The sequence below is a fragment of the Streptomyces diastatochromogenes genome, from assembly GCF_002242805.1.
GTDB lineage: Bacteria > Actinomycetota > Actinomycetes > Streptomycetales > Streptomycetaceae > Streptomyces > Streptomyces diastatochromogenes.
The window spans coordinates 216,534-232,896 of record NZ_MCGQ01000007.1; the positions used below are offsets into that span (position 1 = coordinate 216,534).

11 protein-coding genes are annotated in these 16,363 nt (G+C 73.0%); 4 read left to right on the forward strand and 7 right to left on the reverse strand.

The genetic code is table 11. The features are described from left to right. Positions 1-81: 81 nt before the first annotated feature. On the forward strand, positions 82-1,896 hold the full coding sequence (locus BEK98_RS05550) for a caspase family protein (protein ID WP_094215249.1): 1,815 nt from the start codon (positions 82-84) through the stop codon (positions 1,894-1,896). Here BEK98_RS05550 and BEK98_RS05555 read toward each other — a convergent pair. The 5 genes from BEK98_RS05555 to BEK98_RS05575 all read right to left on the reverse strand — a co-directional run bounded on the left by BEK98_RS05555 (position 1,877) and on the right by BEK98_RS05575 (position 10,029). Then, the gene (locus BEK98_RS05555; RefSeq protein WP_244201755.1) at positions 1,877-6,148 is read right to left on the reverse strand and encodes a CHAT domain-containing protein; all 4,272 of its coding nucleotides are present in this window, start codon (positions 6,146-6,148) and stop codon (positions 1,877-1,879) included. The two genes, BEK98_RS05550 and BEK98_RS05555, sit on opposite strands and share 20 nt — an antisense overlap. A gap of 13 nt (positions 6,149-6,161) precedes the next feature. Then, positions 6,162-7,643, reverse strand: a complete 1,482-nt coding sequence (locus BEK98_RS05560; RefSeq protein WP_094215250.1) for a GntP family permease — start codon at positions 7,641-7,643, stop codon at positions 6,162-6,164. A 117-nt stretch (positions 7,644-7,760) separates the two neighbouring features. Further along, positions 7,761-8,171 carry a RidA family protein gene (locus tag BEK98_RS05565; RefSeq protein WP_094215251.1) on the reverse strand — a complete coding sequence of 137 codons (411 nt, stop codon included), beginning with the start codon at positions 8,169-8,171 and terminating at the stop codon, positions 7,761-7,763. A 29-nt stretch (positions 8,172-8,200) separates the two neighbouring features. Then, on the reverse strand, positions 8,201-8,965 hold the full coding sequence (locus BEK98_RS05570; RefSeq protein ID WP_094215252.1) for an IclR family transcriptional regulator: 765 nt from the start codon (positions 8,963-8,965) through the stop codon (positions 8,201-8,203). Then, a complete protein-coding gene (locus tag BEK98_RS05575; RefSeq protein ID WP_094215253.1) occupies positions 8,962-10,029 on the reverse strand; it encodes a sugar kinase in 1,068 nt (355 codons plus the stop codon). The genes BEK98_RS05570 and BEK98_RS05575 overlap by 4 nt, the downstream gene beginning before the upstream one ends. Before the next feature lie 125 nt (positions 10,030-10,154). On the opposite strand from BEK98_RS05575, the gene BEK98_RS05580 reads away from it, so the two are divergent. Continuing rightward, positions 10,155-11,432, forward strand: coding sequence for an alanine racemase (locus tag BEK98_RS05580; RefSeq protein ID WP_094215254.1), 1,278 nt, complete (start codon positions 10,155-10,157; stop codon positions 11,430-11,432). Between the two features lie 16 nt (positions 11,433-11,448). After that, complete coding sequence (locus tag BEK98_RS05585) at positions 11,449-13,059, forward strand: N-acyl-D-amino-acid deacylase family protein (RefSeq protein WP_094215255.1); 1,611 nt, start codon at positions 11,449-11,451, stop codon at positions 13,057-13,059. An 18-nt stretch (positions 13,060-13,077) separates the two neighbouring features. On the opposite strand, the gene BEK98_RS05590 is transcribed toward BEK98_RS05585, so the two are convergent. After that, positions 13,078-13,920 (reverse strand): trypsin-like serine peptidase, encoded by an 843-nt coding sequence (locus BEK98_RS05590; protein WP_094215256.1) that lies wholly within the window; start codon positions 13,918-13,920, stop codon positions 13,078-13,080. 142 nt (positions 13,921-14,062) lie between these two features. Further along, positions 14,063-14,779, reverse strand: a complete 717-nt coding sequence (locus BEK98_RS05595; RefSeq protein ID WP_244201756.1) for a hypothetical protein — start codon at positions 14,777-14,779, stop codon at positions 14,063-14,065. A gap of 361 nt (positions 14,780-15,140) precedes the next feature. On the opposite strand from BEK98_RS05595, the gene BEK98_RS05600 reads away from it, so the two are divergent. Further along, positions 15,141-16,343, forward strand: coding sequence for an RNA-guided endonuclease InsQ/TnpB family protein (locus tag BEK98_RS05600; protein WP_094215257.1), 1,203 nt, complete (start codon positions 15,141-15,143; stop codon positions 16,341-16,343). The last annotated feature ends 20 nt before the right edge of the window (positions 16,344-16,363 follow it).

Here is a 16,363-nt window from a genome sequence, read left to right on the forward strand (position 1 = left end):
GTGAAGGTTAGTGACGTCACGTCAAGAGTGCATCTCGGTACGGCTGATTGACACCGACAGGACACTGGCAGACTCTCCCCTATGGGGACGATCAAGGCACTGCTGGTGGGCATCGACGACTATCCGGCGTCCGTGGCGAGTGCGCTCGGCGGCTGCGCGAACGACATCGCGGAGGCGGGCCGGCTGCTGGCCGACCTGGCCGGTGAACAGGCGGACATCACCGTCCTGTTGAACGCCGACGCGACTGTCGCCGCCGTGACGGACGCGGTGCTGCGGCACCTGGGCTCGGCCGGTCCGGACGACACCGCGCTGCTGTGGTTCTCCGGGCACGGCACGCAGGAAGCCGCCACCGGTGACGATCTGCTGATCGAGGCGACGGGCCTGAACCAGGCGCTGGTGTGCGTGGACGGTCCGCTGCTCGACAAGCGGCTCGGCGCGCTGCTGGACCGGGTCGCGGCGGGCGGTGCCCAGGTCACGGCGGTGCTGGACTGCTGTCACTCGGGGGGCGCGACGCGGGAGGCGGAGCTGACCCAGCGGTACGCGCCGCCCCGGCCGGAGTGGGACTTCGGCGCCCGGGCCCACGGCGGGCCGCCCCGGCACGTGCTGCTGGCGGCGAGCCGGCTGAACGAGCCGTCGTACGAGGGCTGGTTCGAGGGGCGCCGGCACGGGGCGTTCACGCATGCGCTGGTCGGCGCGGTGCGGGCGGCCGGTCCCGGCGCCACCTGCCGCGAGCTGCTGGCGGCGGCCGCGGCGCGGGTGCAGCGGGCGGGCAGCACCCAGCATCCGGTGCTCTTCCCGGACCTGCCGGGCGGTGCGGCGGACCGCCCGCTGCTCGGCGGCGCGCCCCGGCTACGCGGCCTCACCGCGAGCCCGCACCTGCTGCGGTACGGCGCCGACGGCTGGGAGGTGGACTGCGGTGCCGTGCACGGGCTCCGGGAGGGCGGCGCCGAGGCCCAGGGCACCACCTTCGCGGCGCTGGAGGAGGGGCCGGGCCGGGGGGTCGTACGCGCGGTGGAGGTGTCGGCCGCGCGGACGCTGGTCACGCCGGTGGACTGGGAGCCGGAGCCGGAGCGGGTGTATCCGGTCGCGCTGTCGGAGGTCGCCCTGCCGCCGGCCAGTGTGGCGGTGGACGGATCACCGGAGGACGTACGGCGGCTCGCGGCGGCACTCGGGCCGCTGGTGCGGCTGGTGGACGGGGCCGAGGAGGCGCTGGGGCTGCACTTCCGGGTACGGGTGCGGGACGGGCGGGCGTCGGTGCTGCGGCGTGACGGTACGGAGTTCACGGCGCCGCTTCCCTTCGCCGCACCGGCGGACGCGGAGCGGGTCGCGGACTGCCTGGCCCACCTCACCCGCTGGCACCAGCTGCGCGATCTCACCCCGCGGCCCTCCCTGCTGGACGGTCTGGTGGAGCTGGAGATCACCCCGTGGGGCTCGGCGGAGCCGCTGCGGCCGGACGCGTCCGGGGAGATCGTCTGCGAGTACGGCGGCGGCCTGCGCCCGCCCTGGGTGTCGATCCGGCTGCACAACCGCTCCCCCGACCGCACCCTGTGGTGCGTCCTGCTCGACCTGACCGACGGCTACGCCTCCTCCTCGGAGCTGTATCGGGGGCACTTCATCGGTCCCGGCCGTACGGGCCACGCGCTGGACGGCGATCCCGTGCGGCTGTCGCTGCCCGCCTCCCAGGCCGTCGTGCCGGGGGCGGAGGCCCGTGACTGGCTCAAGCTGATCGTGGCGGACCGGGAGTTGAGCACGGTGCCGTTCCAGCTGCCCGCCTGGCACGCGGCGACCGGGCGTCGGATCCTCGGTCCCGTGCTGGGGGCGGCGGGCCGCTGGACGGCGGTGACCGTGCCGCTGCGCACGCTGGTGCCGGAGCCGGTCAGCGGCCCAGATGCGTGAAGCCGGCCCAGGCGCTCAGATCGTGCGGGTCGATCCGGCGGGCCCGCTCGGCGAGGAACTCCGGCAGCTCGGGCGGTAGTTCGCGGTCGGGGTTGAGCATCCACAGCTGGGCACGGCGCAGGGCCCGGGCCGGGGGTTCTCCGTGGGTGCGCAGGAAATGGTGGGTGAGGAACATCAGCACCGAGGTCGCCTCGTCCGGGACCGGCCACAGCGAGCCGACGACCGAGCGGGCGCCGGCGGCGAGGAAGGCGGTGGCGAGGCTGTAGGCCTCGTTGTGGCCGCGGCCCGAGACATGGCTGCGGCAGGCGGCCAGCAGCACGAGACCCAGCCGGTCACCGCCCGCGCCGGCGATCTCCTCCGCAGCCAACTGCCCGTCGTGCAGGGCGAGATAGGCGCTGCGGCGGGCGTTCTCGGCGACGGACGCGTGGCAGGCGAGATGCAGCACCGCACCGTCGTACGGCGTCTCGCGCAGCCATCGCAGCACCTCGCCCGGGGTGCCGGGGCCGTCGGTGGGACCGGCCGTGCGGCGGCCCAGGAACCGGGCGTCGGGGTAGAAGGCCCGCTGCACGGCGTCGGCCTCCTCGCCCGCGTGGCGCAGGTCGCCGGTCGGGTTGCCGACGATCAGGGCGGCGCCGGTGTGCTCGGCGGCGGGGCGGGCGGCCACCTGGCACAGCAGGCGGGCCGAGGCGGCGTAGGAGATCTCGGCGGCCTGGAGCGCGTACTGCCGGCCCCGCGGCCCGCCCGCCTCCCAGGCCGCGTGCCAGGGCACGAGCCCCAGCTTCCCCATCGGCACCAGCACCAGCCGGGGCAACCGCCCGGCCGGCATCTCGAAGGCCTCCAGCAGCGGCCGCATCGCCGCGTACCAGGCCCAGCCGCACAGCCGGTCCAGCTGGGCGCGGAGGGAGGACGGGGCGGTGGGGCGCCAGCCGGGGACGGGGCCGAGGTCGCGGGGGTGGGGGTGGGCGGGGGCGCCGGTGGCGTCGTGGGCGAGGCCGCCGCCCGGGCCGTACTCCGTCGGCGGGTCACCCGGGCCCCCGGACAGACCGGCGCCCGAGGCGTACTGCGCCTGCGCGGCGCCCGAATCCGGGCCCCCCGCACGCGACAGCCCCTCCCCCGGGCCGTACTCCTTCAGCGGCGCCGCGTCCTCCGTGAGCGTCGGCAGGGGTACGGCGTGCACCGTGGCCTTCGAGGTGACGACCAGGGCGGTACCCGGGGTGTCGTCCGTGGCCGGCACCAGGTAGACCAGGGCGTCCTTGGTGAGGGTGCGCAGGGCCTCGGCGATCTCGTCGGGGGTGGGCGGGTCGAGGAGTTGGGCCTGGTGGGTGCCGGTGAGGGCGGCCAGGACGCGGCGGCGCAGGGTGCTGGGCACGGTGAGGGGGGTCTGGGCGGCGGTGAGGGGGTCGCTGGGCCGCTCGGTCGCGCCGGCTCCGGCGGCCTGCCAGTCGGCCGCGAGGCCGGTGTGGCCGGTGGCGGTGAGGAGGTCGGGGACGGTCGCCGAGGTGAGGGTCGCGTGCAGGACCAGGCCCCGGCAGGCGTCCAGGGCCTGGAGGGCCTCCTCGGGGCGGTCGTCCTTCAGGCACCAGCCGGCCACCTCCAGCGCGGCCCCGGTGGCCTGCGCGGCGGCGACCGTCGCGTGGTCGGTGCCGGACTGCAGCAGGGCGGCCCAGGCGTGGCCGCGCAGGGACTTCAGGCCGAGGGAGCGGGCGCTCGCCCGGTCGCGGCGGTGCAGGTCGTCGCGGGTGCGGTGGGCGCGGGCGAGGGCGAGGCCGATGTCGGCGTAGAGCCGGTGCTCTGGTCCGCCCGCCTCCGCGAAGGCGCCCTCCAGCAGGGCGATGCCCTTGGCCAGGCGCTCGCGGCGGCGCACCCGGTCGAACTCCATCTCGGACAGGACGCAGTGGGCGATGCCGAGGCCGTTGGCGTAGCGCAGGCGGCTGTCGCTGCCCGGCTCGCACAGCTCGTGGGCCTCCCGGAGCAGGCCGATGGCCGCCACGAGTCCCGGTCCGTCCTGCTGGGCGGCGGCCTGCGCGAAACGGGCCATGCCGGTGTCGCCGAGCACCCAGGCGCGATGGTCGCGTGGCAACCGGCTTGCCTGGCGCCGCAGTTCGGCCGGGCCGGGGCGGGCGGCGAGCGGCGGCAGCGGGGGTACGCCGAGGTGCTGAGCGAGGTTGTCGCGGCCGAGGCGGGCGTTCTCCAGGAGGATGAGGATCTCGATACGGGAGGGGTCCTCGTCGCTGAGCGCGGCGTGGCCCTCGGTGAGCGCGGCGATGTGCCGGTCGGCGGTGGCCAGGTCGCCGCTCCGCACGGCGGCGTGCGCGTCGAAGCCCGCCTGCTGGAGCTCCATCAGGCGGCGCACGTGCGCGGGCAGGGCGGGGTCGGAGCGCAGTCGGCGCCAGGTCGCGGCACCGGCCTCCATGTCGTCGCCGGCGCCGCCGGTCTGGCCGCGCTGGGTCTGGGCCACGAACCGGGCGAGGGCGAGGCCGTAGTCGGCCTCGTCGCCGAGGCCGCCGTCGGCCTCCGCCCGGTCGAAGTGGGCGAGCACCTCGTCGAACCCGGCGCCGGAACCGCTGATCATCTCCTCTTGCAGCCGGGCGACGCCGGCGATGGCGTGCGCCGGCCCCCGCCAGGCCGGATCCCGTTCGGCCCGTTCCAGGACCGCCTGGGTCAGCTCCCGCCGGTGCTCGGCGGTGACGTGGGTGCCCTCGGGGTCGACGAGGGTGAGGTTGTTCAGTATCAGCGAGGCGAGCTGGGCCCGGCCGGGGCTGCCCGGTTCGAGGGCGCGCAGCCGGGCGAGGGCCTGTTCGAAGCCCTGGATACGACGGCGGGATCCGACGACGTCCCGTTCCATGCCCCGCAGGAACTCCTCCTCCCCGAAGTCGACGAAGGCCCGGCCCTCGCGGATGTCGTCGAGCATGCCGTCCCAGGTCTGCTTCAGCCGTTCGGCGTCGAGTCCCTCCGGGTATCCGTCGATCTCGGGCAGTTCTCCGTGGTCGGCGAGGGTGAAGCGGGCCCAGCCGTCGAGCATGCGGGCGGACTGGAGCAGGTCGTGGTTGTCGGTCCCCGAGTCCAGCACGATGCCGGCGGCCCGCAGCACGTCCCGGGCACGGTCCGGCCGGGGGTCGTCGTGGTGCCGGGACTGCTGGAAGAGGGCGAGGAAGAGCGCGGTGGCGCCGATGTCGCCGTCCCGTTCCGGCCGCCAGGTGTCGAGGGCCCGGCGGACCAGGGAGATACCGCGGTCCCTGCCCTCGGCGTCGTCACGGGCGGCGGCCCGCTCGTACAGCAGCCGCCCGAACATGTCCAGGTACTGCGGCAGCAGCTGCTCCTCGGCGCCGGGCCGCTCCAGCAGGCGCCGCAGCTCGACCTCGGCGGCCAGGCTGTGGCCGACGTCCTTCCAGGTGCCCCAGATCATGGCCCGTACGAGGAGGGCGTTGACCTCGGCCTCGAACGCCCAGTGGGGTTCGGGTCCGCCCGCCCGGCGGGCCTCGGTGAGCGCGGTGTCGAAGGCGTCCCGGGCGGCCTCCAGTTCCTCCCGGTCGACCCGCACCCGTCCGCGCACCATCGCGGCCAGGCCCAGGCTGTAGCGCAGGTGCGGGACTTCGGCGGGCGCGGCCGTGTCGAGGAGGGCGCGGTAGTGGCGGGCCGAGGTGTCGGCGGCGTCGAGGTCGCCGTGGAGCAGGGCCCGCTGCATGGACAGATACCCGGCCCCGGCCCTCAGGTCGGCCTCTTCCTCACTGCCCGGCTCCACGTCCGCAAGGGCGTCGTCGTGCCTGCGCAGGGCCTCCGCCAGCAGCTCGGCGGAGTCGGGTTCGGCGAGACAGCGCAGCTTGGCGCACACGGCGAGCACCTGCCGCCCCCACACTCGCTCCCAGGCGAAGTCGGGGTCCTGGTCGGGCAGCCCCTCCACCCCGGCCACCAGCAACGCGAAGGCCTCTTCCAGCACGTGCCGCTCGCCGCCGTCCTCGTACTGCACACCCCGCAGCTGCCCGAACCGGACCCGCCAGGCCGACCAGAGCGGCTCGGCGCCGGGATTGCGGAACGCGTGCTCGAACGCCTCGACGGCCAGGGCGAGTTCCTCGTCCCGGCCGTCGTCGTCCCGCAGCAGATACAACCGGTGGCTCAGCTCTCCGGCGTACCCGCACAGCTCGGCGGACTCCGGATCGCCGGCGGAGCGCCGGGCCAACTCGTCTAGTACGGCGTCACGTTCGGCGGTGATGTCACCGATCGGGTCGGTCGGCCGGGAGGAGGAGAAGGTCACGTACCCATACTGCCTACAGGAACACGCTCACCACCCCCGCCACCGCGAACCCCGCCACCGACAGCACCGACTCCAGCACCGTCCACGTGCGCAGCGTGTCCCGCTCGGTGATGCCGAAGTACTTGGCGACCATCCAGAAGCCGCCGTCGTTGACGTGCGACGCGAAGATGGAGCCGGCGGAGATGGCCATGATGACGAGGGCGACGAAGGCCTGGGAGTGGTGGCCCTCGGCGAGGAGCGGGGCGACGATGCCGGCCGTGGTCACGATCGCGACCGTGGCCGAGCCCTGGGCGACGCGCAGCACCAGCGAGATCAGGTACGCCAGCGCGATCACCGGGAGACCCACGTCGTGGAAGGTGTCGGAGAGTGCCTGGGCCACCCCGCTCGCCTTCAGGACGGCGCCGAAGATCCCGCCCGCGCCGACGACCAGCAGGATGTTGCCGACCGGCTTGAGGGACGACGTCGACACGGTCTCCAGGGACTTGCGGGACCAGCCGCGCCGGATGCCGAGCAGGTAGTAGGCGAGCAGCAGGGCGATCGTCAGCGCCACGAAGGGGCTGCCGAAGAACTCGATCACCGAGCGGCCGGTGGACGGGTCGAGGGCGATCGACGAGAAGGTGGCGGCGAGGATGAGGATCAGGGGCGTACCGATGATGCCGAGGACGGTACCGAGCGGCACCGGTTGCTCGCGCGGCTCCACGCCCTGCTCGCGCTGCTCGTTCAGCACCGCCAGCTTCGCCTCGGCCGCCGCCTCGACCATGTCCTGCGGTACGGCGACGAAGACGCGCCGGCCGATCCACGCCGAGTACGCCCACGCGGCCAGCACCGCCGGGATGCCGCAGACGATGCCCATGAGGATGACCCAGCCGAGGTCGACGTGGAGGAGGCCCGCGGCGGCGACCGGGCCCGGGTGCGGCGGCAGGAAGGCGTGGGTCATGGAGAGGCCCGCGAGGAGGGGCAGGCAGTACAGCAGGATCGACTTGCCGGAGCGTTTGGCGGCCGCGTAGACGATCGGCGCGAGGACGAAGATGCCGACGTCGAAGAAGACCGGAATACCGAAGATCAGGCCGGTCAGACCCATGGCGAGGGGCGCGCGCCGCTCCCCGAACAGGTTGAGCAGCCGGGACGCCAACACCTCGGCCCCGCCGCTGACTTCGAGGATCGCGCCGAGCATCGTGCCCAGCCCGATGATGATCGCGACATGGCCGAGGATGCCGCCCATGCCGGTCTCGATGGTGGAGACGGCGTCGGAGCGCTGGACGGTGCCGAAGAGTTCGGTGACGGAGAGGCCGGCGAGGAGACCGACCGCTATGGAGACGGCGAGGAGGGCGACGAAGGGCTGCAGCCGGACCTTGATGATCAGGAAGAGCAGGAGGGCTATGCCGATGGCGGCGACGGTGAGCAGTCCGGCGGTGCCGTCGACGAGGAGGAGCAGGCCTCCGGTGTGGGGTGGGGCTGCGGGGGCGGGGGCGGTTGCGGCGAGTGGAAAGGACATTCGAGGGTCCTCTTCTTAAATGCATGGTGCTCTCGGGCAGGGGAGATCGCGGCACGGCACCCGAGGGGGTGCCGTGCCGTGCGGGACGTACGGGAGGGAGCGGGAGCGGAGGTGCCGTCAGCTCAGGACGGCGAGGGCGTCGATCTCGATGAGGAGGCCGGCGGGCAGACCGACGTAGACGGTGGTCCGGGCGGCGGGCGGCTGGGTGAGGCCCTGTTCCTCGAAGTAGGCGTTGTAGATCGCGTTCATCTCGGCGAAGTGGTCCACGTCCGTCAGATAGACGCGGATCATCATCGCGTCGTCCCAGGTCGCGCCGCCCTCCTCCAGGATCGCCTTGACGTTGGCGAGGGTCTGCAGGGTCTGCTCGCGCAGGGTGGGACCGGCCGGCGTCGGGGGCTTGCCGTCCTCGGCGGGCAGGAAGCCGACCTGGCCGGCGACCTGGAGGATGTTGCCCTTCTTCACGCCGTGGGAGAACTTCGCGGGCGGGGTGGTGTGGGTCTTCGGGGTGAGCGCGATCTTCTCGGTCATGCGGGGGGTGTCCTTCGCTGGCGTTTCGGTCATTCGGGGGTGCCCTTCACCGGCGTTCTTCCGGAGTACTCGCCGCTGATCGCGTCCGCGGTACGGCGCACCTGCGGGAGCAGGGTGAGGAGTTCCTCGGCGGTGACGACGACGTTCGGTGCGGACACCGACATCGCGGCGACCACCCGGCCGTCGGCGCCGCGGACGGGGGCCGCGACGCAGTTGATGGACTCCTCGTGGCCGCCGAGGTCGGTGGCCCAGCCCTGTTCGCGCACCTGCTCCAACTCCCGCAGGAACGCGGTGGCGTTGGGGGTGGAACGGGCCGTGTACAGGGGGTAGTCGAGCTTGTCCGCGAGGGCGCGGCGCTCGGGTTCGGGCAGGTCGGCCAGGAGCAGCTTGGCGACGGCGGCGACCGTGATGGCGACGGGCTTGCCGATCCGCGAGTACATGCGGACCGGGTAGCGGCTCTCGACCTTGTCGATGTACAGCACCTCGTTCTCCTCGTACACGGCGAGGTGGACGGTGTGGCCGCACCGCTCGTTGAGGCGGACGAGGTGGGGGTGGGCGATCTCGCGGATGTCGAGGTTCTCCATCGCCTCCTGGGCGAGGGCGAAGAGGCGGGCGCCGAGGCGGTAGCGCTGGTCGGACTGGCGGTAGACCAGGCCGTGCTCGTGCAGGGTGCGCAGGAGACGCAGGGCCGTGGACTTGTGGACGCCGAGGCGGTCGGCGACCTGGCCGAGGTCGGCGGGGCCCTCGGCGAGCAGCGGCAGGATGCTCAGGGCGCGGTCGACGGTCTGACTCATGGGGTGTTCGCCTCCTCCGAGGCCTCGTCGGCTTGCGTCCAGCCGGGGCCGAGTCGAAGTCTCCCCCATGCGTGGTCGTCCAGGGCGGCGAGCCGGTCGGCGTGGCTGCGGGTGGGTGGGGTGGCGAGGTCGCCGGGGGTGGTGAGGGTGGCTGCGGCCATGAGGTGGCCATGGCGGAGGCGGTCGCGCATCGGAAGTCCTCGGAGGGTGCCGGAGAGGAATCCGGCGGCGAAGGCGTCTCCGGCACCGACATGGGCGACGACATCGACCTGGGGTGCCCGGACGAGGGTTGCCGTGCCGTCGGCGTCCTCCCTTCCGTCGGTGTTCCTGTCGAACGCGACCGCTCCACCCCTGCCCTGCTTCACGACCACGATCTCCGGCTCGGGCAGCGCCTCCACAATGGCCCGGCCGCCGTGCAGCCCCCAGGCCTGGCGTGCCTCGTCGTGTCCCACGAACACGATGTCGGCCCCGCGCGCCAGCTCCAGCAACACCCGGGCGTCATCGGCGTCCCGCCACAGTCCGGGCCGGTAGTTCACGTCGAAGGAGACCAAGGGCCGCCCCTCGCCGGGCTTCACCAGTTCGCGTACGAGTTCCAGGCACCCTTGCGACAACGCCGCCGTGATCCCCGACAGATGCAGCACCCGCCCCGCCCGCACCGCCTCCACGTCCACGTTGTCCACGGTCATCGCGGAGGCCGCCGACCCTGCCCGGTAGTACGCCACCTCGTGCTCGTCCGTCGACCGGTCCCCGGCCGTGCGGAAGTACAGGCCGGTCGGGCGGGTCGTGTCCCGCCGGACGTGGGTGACATCGACGCCGTACGCCCCGATCGTCTCGACCAGGTGGTCCCCGAAGCCGTCCGCCCCCACCCGGCTGACCCACCGCACCGCGTGCCCGGCGGCCGCCAACCCGCAGGCCACGTTGGACTCGGCTCCGCCGATGGTCCGGTCGAAGGCGGGGACGTCGGCGAGGCGGCCCGGGCGGGTGGGCAGGAAGGTGACCATGGACTCGCCGAGCGCCACGACATCCACCGTGTCGGGGGCGTTGCGGGATCCGGTGGCGGTCACGATCGTCGTAGCTCCTCGGTGGGGGGAGTCCGTTGACCCCGCGTTGGCCGAGATGTTAGACAGCAGTGAGCGGCATACGCAATGGATGTTGCAGAGAGTGCAACGCACCAGATCAGGGAGGCCCCATGGCCCAGGAAGCCGGTACCGAAGCACTCGCCCGTCTTGCCGAGGAACGGGTCGACCACCGCTTCAAGGGCCTCCCGCCGGACGCCGAGGGCCTGACCGTCGCCGAGTTGGCCGCCCAGCGCCGCAACCTCTTCACCGGCGGCTTCACCACCCCCGTGCTCGCGCTCTCCGCCGAGCGCCTGGAACACAACCTCGCGCTCATGGAGACGTACGCCGTCCGCCATGGCCTCGCCTTCGCCCCGCACGGCAAGACCTCCATGGCACCCCAGCTCTTCCGGCGCCAGATCGAGCACGGGGCCTGGGGCATCACCCTCGCCGTGCCGCACCAGGTGTGGGTGGCCCGGGCGTTCGGGATCGAGCGGATCTTCCTGGCCAACGAGCTGGTCGACCCGGCGGCCCTGCGCCGCGTCGCCGCCGACCTCGCGGCCGACCCCGACTTCCGTTTCGTCTGCTACGTCGACTCCGTGCGCGGGGTCGAGCTGATGGACGCGGCCCTGCGCGGCGCCGCCCGCCCGGTGGACGTCGTGGTCGAGCTGGGCGCGGGCGAGGGTGCCCGTACCGGCGTGCGCACCGACGCGGACGCGCGGGCGGTCGCGGACGCGGTGGCGGGCGTGGAGACCCTGCGGCTGGTGGGCGTGGCGGGCTACGAGGCCCAGGTGCCCGGCGCCGCCCCCGAGCCGGTGCGGGCCTGGCTGGGCCGGCTGGTCGCGCTCGCGGCGGAGTTCGACAAGGCGGGGCGGTTCGCCGGGGCCGAGGAGATCGTGGTGAGCGCGGGCGGCAGCGAGTGGTTCGACGCGGTCGCCGACGTGTTCGCCGACATCCCGGAACTGTCCCTCCCCGTGCTGAAGTTGTTGCGCTCGGGCGCGTACGTCTCGCACGACGACGTGCACTACAGCAGGCTCACCCCGTTCAACCGGGTGCCCGAGGAGGGCGCGCTGGAGCCCGCGTTCCGGCTGTGGGCGCAGGTCGTCTCCCGCCCCTCCCCCGAGCAGGCCTTCGTCAACGCGGGCAAGCGGGACGCCGCCTACGACCTCGACCACCCGGTGGCCCACGTGGTGCGCCGGGACGGCACCGAGCACCCGGCGACCGGCGTCGAGGTGACCGCCCTGTCCGACCAGCACCTCTGGCTGGGCACCAGCCCCGAGGCGGACGTCGAGGTCGGCGACTGGATCGGCTTCGGCCTGTCCCACCCCTGCACGGCGTTCGACAAGTGGCAGCTGATCCCGGTGGCCGAGGCGGACGGGACGGTCGTCGACTACATCCGCACGTTCTTCTAAACAACCGGGGAGTGCCGTGGAGGACCTGGTCATCCGGGACGCGGACGTCGTCGACGGCAGCGGTGCGGACTCCTACCGCGCCGATGTCGTGGTCGACGGCGGCCGGATCGTCTCGATCGTCAAGGAGGCCGCGGCAGCGGGCTGTCAGCGGCCCGGGGCGCGGCGGGAGCTGGACGCGGAGGGGCTCGTCCTCTCCCCCGGCTTCATCGACATGCACGCCCACTCCGACCTGGCCCTGCTGCGCGACCCCGACCACAGCGCGAAGGCCGCGCAGGGAGTCACACTCGAAGTCGTCGGCCAGGACGGTCTGTCGTACGCGCCCGTGGACGACCGCACGCTGGAGGAGGTCCGGCGGGCGATCACCGGCTGGAACGGGTACGGCGACGACCTCGACATGGACTGGCGGACGGTCGGCGAGTACCTCGACCGGCTCGACCGGGGCATCGCCGTCAACGCCGCCTATCTCGTCCCCCAGGGCACGGTCCGCGCGCTCGCCGTCGGCTGGGAGGACCGGCCGGCCACGCCCGCCGAGCTGGACCGGATGCGGCGGCTGGTCGCGGAGGGCCTGGAGCAGGGCGCGGTCGGCCTGTCCTCGGGGCTCACGTACACGCCCGGGATGTACGCCGAGGACGCCGAACTGACCGAGCTGTGCCGGGTGGTGGCGCGGTACGGCGGCTACTACTGCCCGCACCACCGCTCCTACGGCGACGGCGCCCTGGAGGCCTACGCCGAGATGGTGGCGCTGACCCGGGAGGCGGGCTGCCCGCTGCATCTGGCCCACGCGACGATGAACTTCGGCGTGAACAAGGGCCGGGCGCCCGACCTGCTGGCCCTGCTCGACGAGGCCCTGGACTCCGGCGCGGACATCACGCTGGACACCTACCCCTACACCCCCGGCTCCACGACCCTGGCCGCGCTGCTGCCGAGCTGGGCGAGCGAAGGCGGCCCTGAGCGGATCCTGGACCGGCTCGCCGACCCGGCGACGGCCGCGCGGATCCGGCACGACCTGGAGGTGACCGGCGCGGACGGCTGCCACGGCGTGCCCGTGGAGTGGGAGACGATCGAGATCTCCGGCGTGACCGCACCGGCCCTGGCCGACCACGTGGGCCGTACGGTCCGGGAGTCGGCGAACCTGCGCGGCGAGAGCTGCTGGACGACCGCCCGCCGCCTGCTGGTCGAGGACCGGCTCGGTACGACGATCCTCCAGCACGTCGGCCACGAGGAGAACGTCCGCACGATCATGCGGCACCGCGCCCACACCGGCGGCTCGGACGGCATCCTGCGGGGCGCCAAGCCGCACCCGCGGGCCTACGGCACGTTCCCCCGCTATCTCGGGCACTACGTACGGGAGCTGGGCGTGCTGACGCTGGAGGAGTGCGTCGCCCACCTCACGGCGCGGCCCGCGGCCCGGCTGCGACTGCCGGACCGCGGGCTGGTGCGTGAGGGATACCGGGCGGACCTGGTGCTCTTCGACCCGGCGAAGGTGGCGCCCGGCGCCACCTTCGCCGAGCCCCGCGCGCTGCCGACCGGGATCCCGTACGTCCTGGTCGACGGTGGGTTCGTCATCGAGGACGGCCGGCGGACGGACGTACTGGCGGGCCGGGCGGTGCGCCGTACACCGGTGTGACCGCCCGGGCCGGAGGGACTACGGCTTGGGCAGGGTGCAGCCGGAGGCGCTCAGGTTGAGCTTGTTGCCGGTCGTGAAGCAGGCCGGGATCTGGTAGGTCTCCTCGGCGTAGTTGATGCCCTGGCGGACGGTGACGTTGCCGCTCTCGTCCACCTCGCACGGGTTGTTCTCCGTGCAGCGCTCGCCGTCCTCGTTGCCCGTGTTGTTGACCGCGACGACGTTGCCGGTGGCCGTGTCGATCACCGGGGAGCCGGAGGTGCCGCCGATGGTGTTGCAGGCGGAGGTGTAGCGCAGCGAGTCCTTCCAGGTCCAGTCGCCCTCCTTCAGCCGGTACACGAACCCGTCCACGTTGCAGTTGTAGATCCGCTTCCAGTAGCCGGAGACGACCTTGATGGCGGATCCGGTGGTCGGGTGCGTGTTCTGCACGGTGAGCGGGCTGATCCCGTACGAGCTCTTGATCGCCGCGTAGGTGGTGGTCAGCCGGTAGATCGTGACGTCCGTGTCCGTCATGGTCGAGTAGACGACCTGGTTGGCGCGGAGCGTGGCGACCTTGGTGCCGGAGGAGTTCAGCAGGCCGAAGGTGCGGCTGGAGGACTGGCCGGTGATGACCTCGCCCGGTTCCGGGAAGCCGGTCTCCAGGCAGTGGCCGTTGGTCATCACGAGCGCCGGGTCGCTGTCCGCGGAGTTCGGGAAGCGGACGACGGAACCGGAGCAGTTGCTGAGCGAGACGGTGCCCGCGAAGTTGACGGTCACCGCCTTGGCCGCCTTGGCCGTCTTGGCCTGGGGCGCGGCGACCGCGGGGGTCGCGCCGAGCCCGGCGATCGCCAGGGCGGAGAGCGCGGCCAGGAGAGGCTTGTTCATGTGGGGGTCCCCTCTGCAGACATAAGCGACCGGAGATCTTCCGGCCGCCCACTGTCTTGTCATGAGCATTCTCATGAGAGGGACATGAGTGAGCAAGGAGTTGTATGCGAACTGTTTTCCTGACGGAGCGTCAATCCGTGGACTAGTGAGGCTTCTTGGTGGCACCGCGGCCGTGCCCCCGGCCGCCGGGGACGCCGGTGGTCGTCGGCGTCGCGGAAGCGCTCGCGGTCGCCGATGCGCTCGTCGCCGTCGGCGTGGGGGCGGTGGAGGTCTGCGCGCCCGGAGAGGTGGCCGTGCTCGCCGAGGCGGCGGTGGACCCGGACGCGAGGGACGGCGAGGCACCACCGGGGGTGCCGGCGCTGGCCGTGTCGCTCGGAGCGCCGCTGTCCTGCCCCGTACTCGGCGCGCCGGAGTCACCGGAGTCGTCGGAGGAGACCCGGCCGCCCTTCGAGGGCTGCTGTCCGGCCGGGGAACCCGAGCCGCCCGCCAGCGCGGCGACCACGGCGACGGCACCGGCCACGCCGAGGACCCCCGCGACGACCGCCACCCGGCGACGACCGCCCTGCTTCCGCCGCCGCCGGAGATCGGCCCGGCCGCGGCCCGCCACGGGAGCGGGCGGCCCGGCGGGATCGTCCGGCGCGGGCACCGGGGGCACCGCGGGCATGGCGGGCACCGCAGGCAGCTCACGGGTCTCGTCGTAGGCGTTCTGCCAGCCGTGGGCGGCGGCAGGATCGCCGTACTCCTCGTACGACGGGGCCGAGGCGGCCCGCGGGTGGTACACGTTCGGCGCAGCCCCCGGCTCGCCACCCGCTCCGGGCGCGCCGTACGCCTCCGCCTCGTGCTCACGATCGGTGGACATGGGCGGGAATTGTAGAGACGCGTGTGACTCCTGAGACAGCTACCGGCGATAACAGACCAAAGCGACCCGACTCATCAAGCCTCACGGAGGATGTTCCGACTTTCAGATCCGGGAGGACCGGGTCCCTCAGGACGGCCCGGCCAGAACCGGCAAGAAGCCCGGGACATGCTGGGCGCGCCGGTCTGCACCGGGCGCGGCATGCCCGCACGCCGCCTGTCGGAGCCGAGAGGAGCGAACGTGCGTGTCATCGCTCACCGATTGAGGTGATGAAGGCCAGAGGATGGTGCGGGCGTTCGGGCATAGCACGTACGGTCTGATGGTGGAGGCCGCGTGATCTGGGCGTGAGGGCGGGGGTGCTGGTGTGGCGGCGGTGCGGGAGTCCGATGGCGCGGGGCATGCCCGGTACACCTACCGGTTGCGTGTGTCGGCCACCGCCCGTGAGGCGCTGCTGGCGGAGTGGGGGCGGTGCCGGTGGGTGTGGAACGAGTGCGTGGCCCGTTCCAAGAAGGCCCACACCGACGCGGAGGAGTGTGGTCCGGCGCGGCTGGACCGGCTGCTGACCCGGGCTCGCGCCATCACCCCATGGCTGGCCGCGGGGGCCAGCGTGCCGCAGCAGCAGCTGATCCGCGACTTCGGCAAGTCCCGCGCAAAGGCACTGAAAGACATCAAGGATCGGCTGCCGGTCCGGCAGCGGGCAGGGATGCCGGGCTACAAGAAGAAGCATGAGGCCGATCCGAGCCTGAACTACACGCGGCACGGCTTCCGGCTCAAGGAGGGGCGGCTGCATCTGGCGGGCGGGATCACCCTGACCGTGGTCTGGTCCCGTGAGCTGCCCGCCGAGCCCTCGTCGGTACGCGTGTACCGGGACAGCGTCGGCGACTGGTACGCCTCGTTCGTCGTCCCCGCCCGGGTCGAGCCGCTGCCGGAGAGCGGCCGGGCGCTCGGTGTCGACTGGGGAGTGAAAGAGATTGCGACGACCACCAGCGACGCCCACGACCTGCCCCATGCCGAGCACGGCAAGAAGGCGAAGGGGAAGCTGTCGCGGTACGACCGGATGATGGCCCGCCGAAGGCCGAAGAAGGGCCAAGCAGCTTCGAAGGGCTATGGGCAGGCGAAGAAGTGGCGGGCCAAGACGTACCAGAAGATCGCCCGCCAGCGGCAGGACGCTGCCCGCAAGTGGGCGAAGAAGGTTGTGCGGGACCATGACGCGATCGCCGTGGAGGACTTCCGCCCGAAGTTCCTCGCCAAGACGTCGATGGCGCGGAAGGCGGCGGACGCCGCGATCGGCGCGACGAAGAAGGCCCTGATCGAGATGGGCCGCAAGCACGGGCGGGACGTGCGTCTGGTGCATCCCGCGCACACCACCATGGACTGCGGACGCTGCGGAGCGAGAACCAAGCACGCACTCCCGCTGTCGGAACGTACCTACACCTGCACCGCGTGCGGAATGGTGTCTCCAAGGGACAAGAACTCCGCGCGTGTGATGCTCGTCCGGGCTGGTCTGGCCCCGGCTGGTGTCGAGGGCGTAAGACCCCCTGGAGCGCTGCTCCAGGAGGCGGCCTGAGCCAGGAATCCCCTCCCACC

Excerpts from the sequence above, each read along its gene's own strand:
- BEK98_RS05550 (WP_094215249.1), top strand. The coding sequence starts at position 82 with ATGGGGACGATCAAGGCACTGCTGGTGGGCATCGACGACTATCCGGCG.
- BEK98_RS05560 (WP_094215250.1), bottom strand. The coding sequence starts at position 7,643 with ATGTCCTTTCCACTCGCCGCAACCGCCCCCGCCCCCGCAGCCCCACCC.
- BEK98_RS05565 (WP_094215251.1), bottom strand. The coding sequence starts at position 8,171 with ATGACCGAGAAGATCGCGCTCACCCCGAAGACCCACACCACCCCGCCC.
- BEK98_RS05570 (WP_094215252.1), bottom strand. The coding sequence starts at position 8,965 with ATGAGTCAGACCGTCGACCGCGCCCTGAGCATCCTGCCGCTGCTCGCC.
- BEK98_RS05580 (WP_094215254.1), top strand. The coding sequence starts at position 10,155 with ATGGCCCAGGAAGCCGGTACCGAAGCACTCGCCCGTCTTGCCGAGGAA.
- BEK98_RS05590 (WP_094215256.1), bottom strand. The coding sequence starts at position 13,920 with ATGAACAAGCCTCTCCTGGCCGCGCTCTCCGCCCTGGCGATCGCCGGG.
- BEK98_RS05595 (WP_244201756.1), bottom strand. The coding sequence starts at position 14,779 with ATGTCCACCGATCGTGAGCACGAGGCGGAGGCGTACGGCGCGCCCGGA.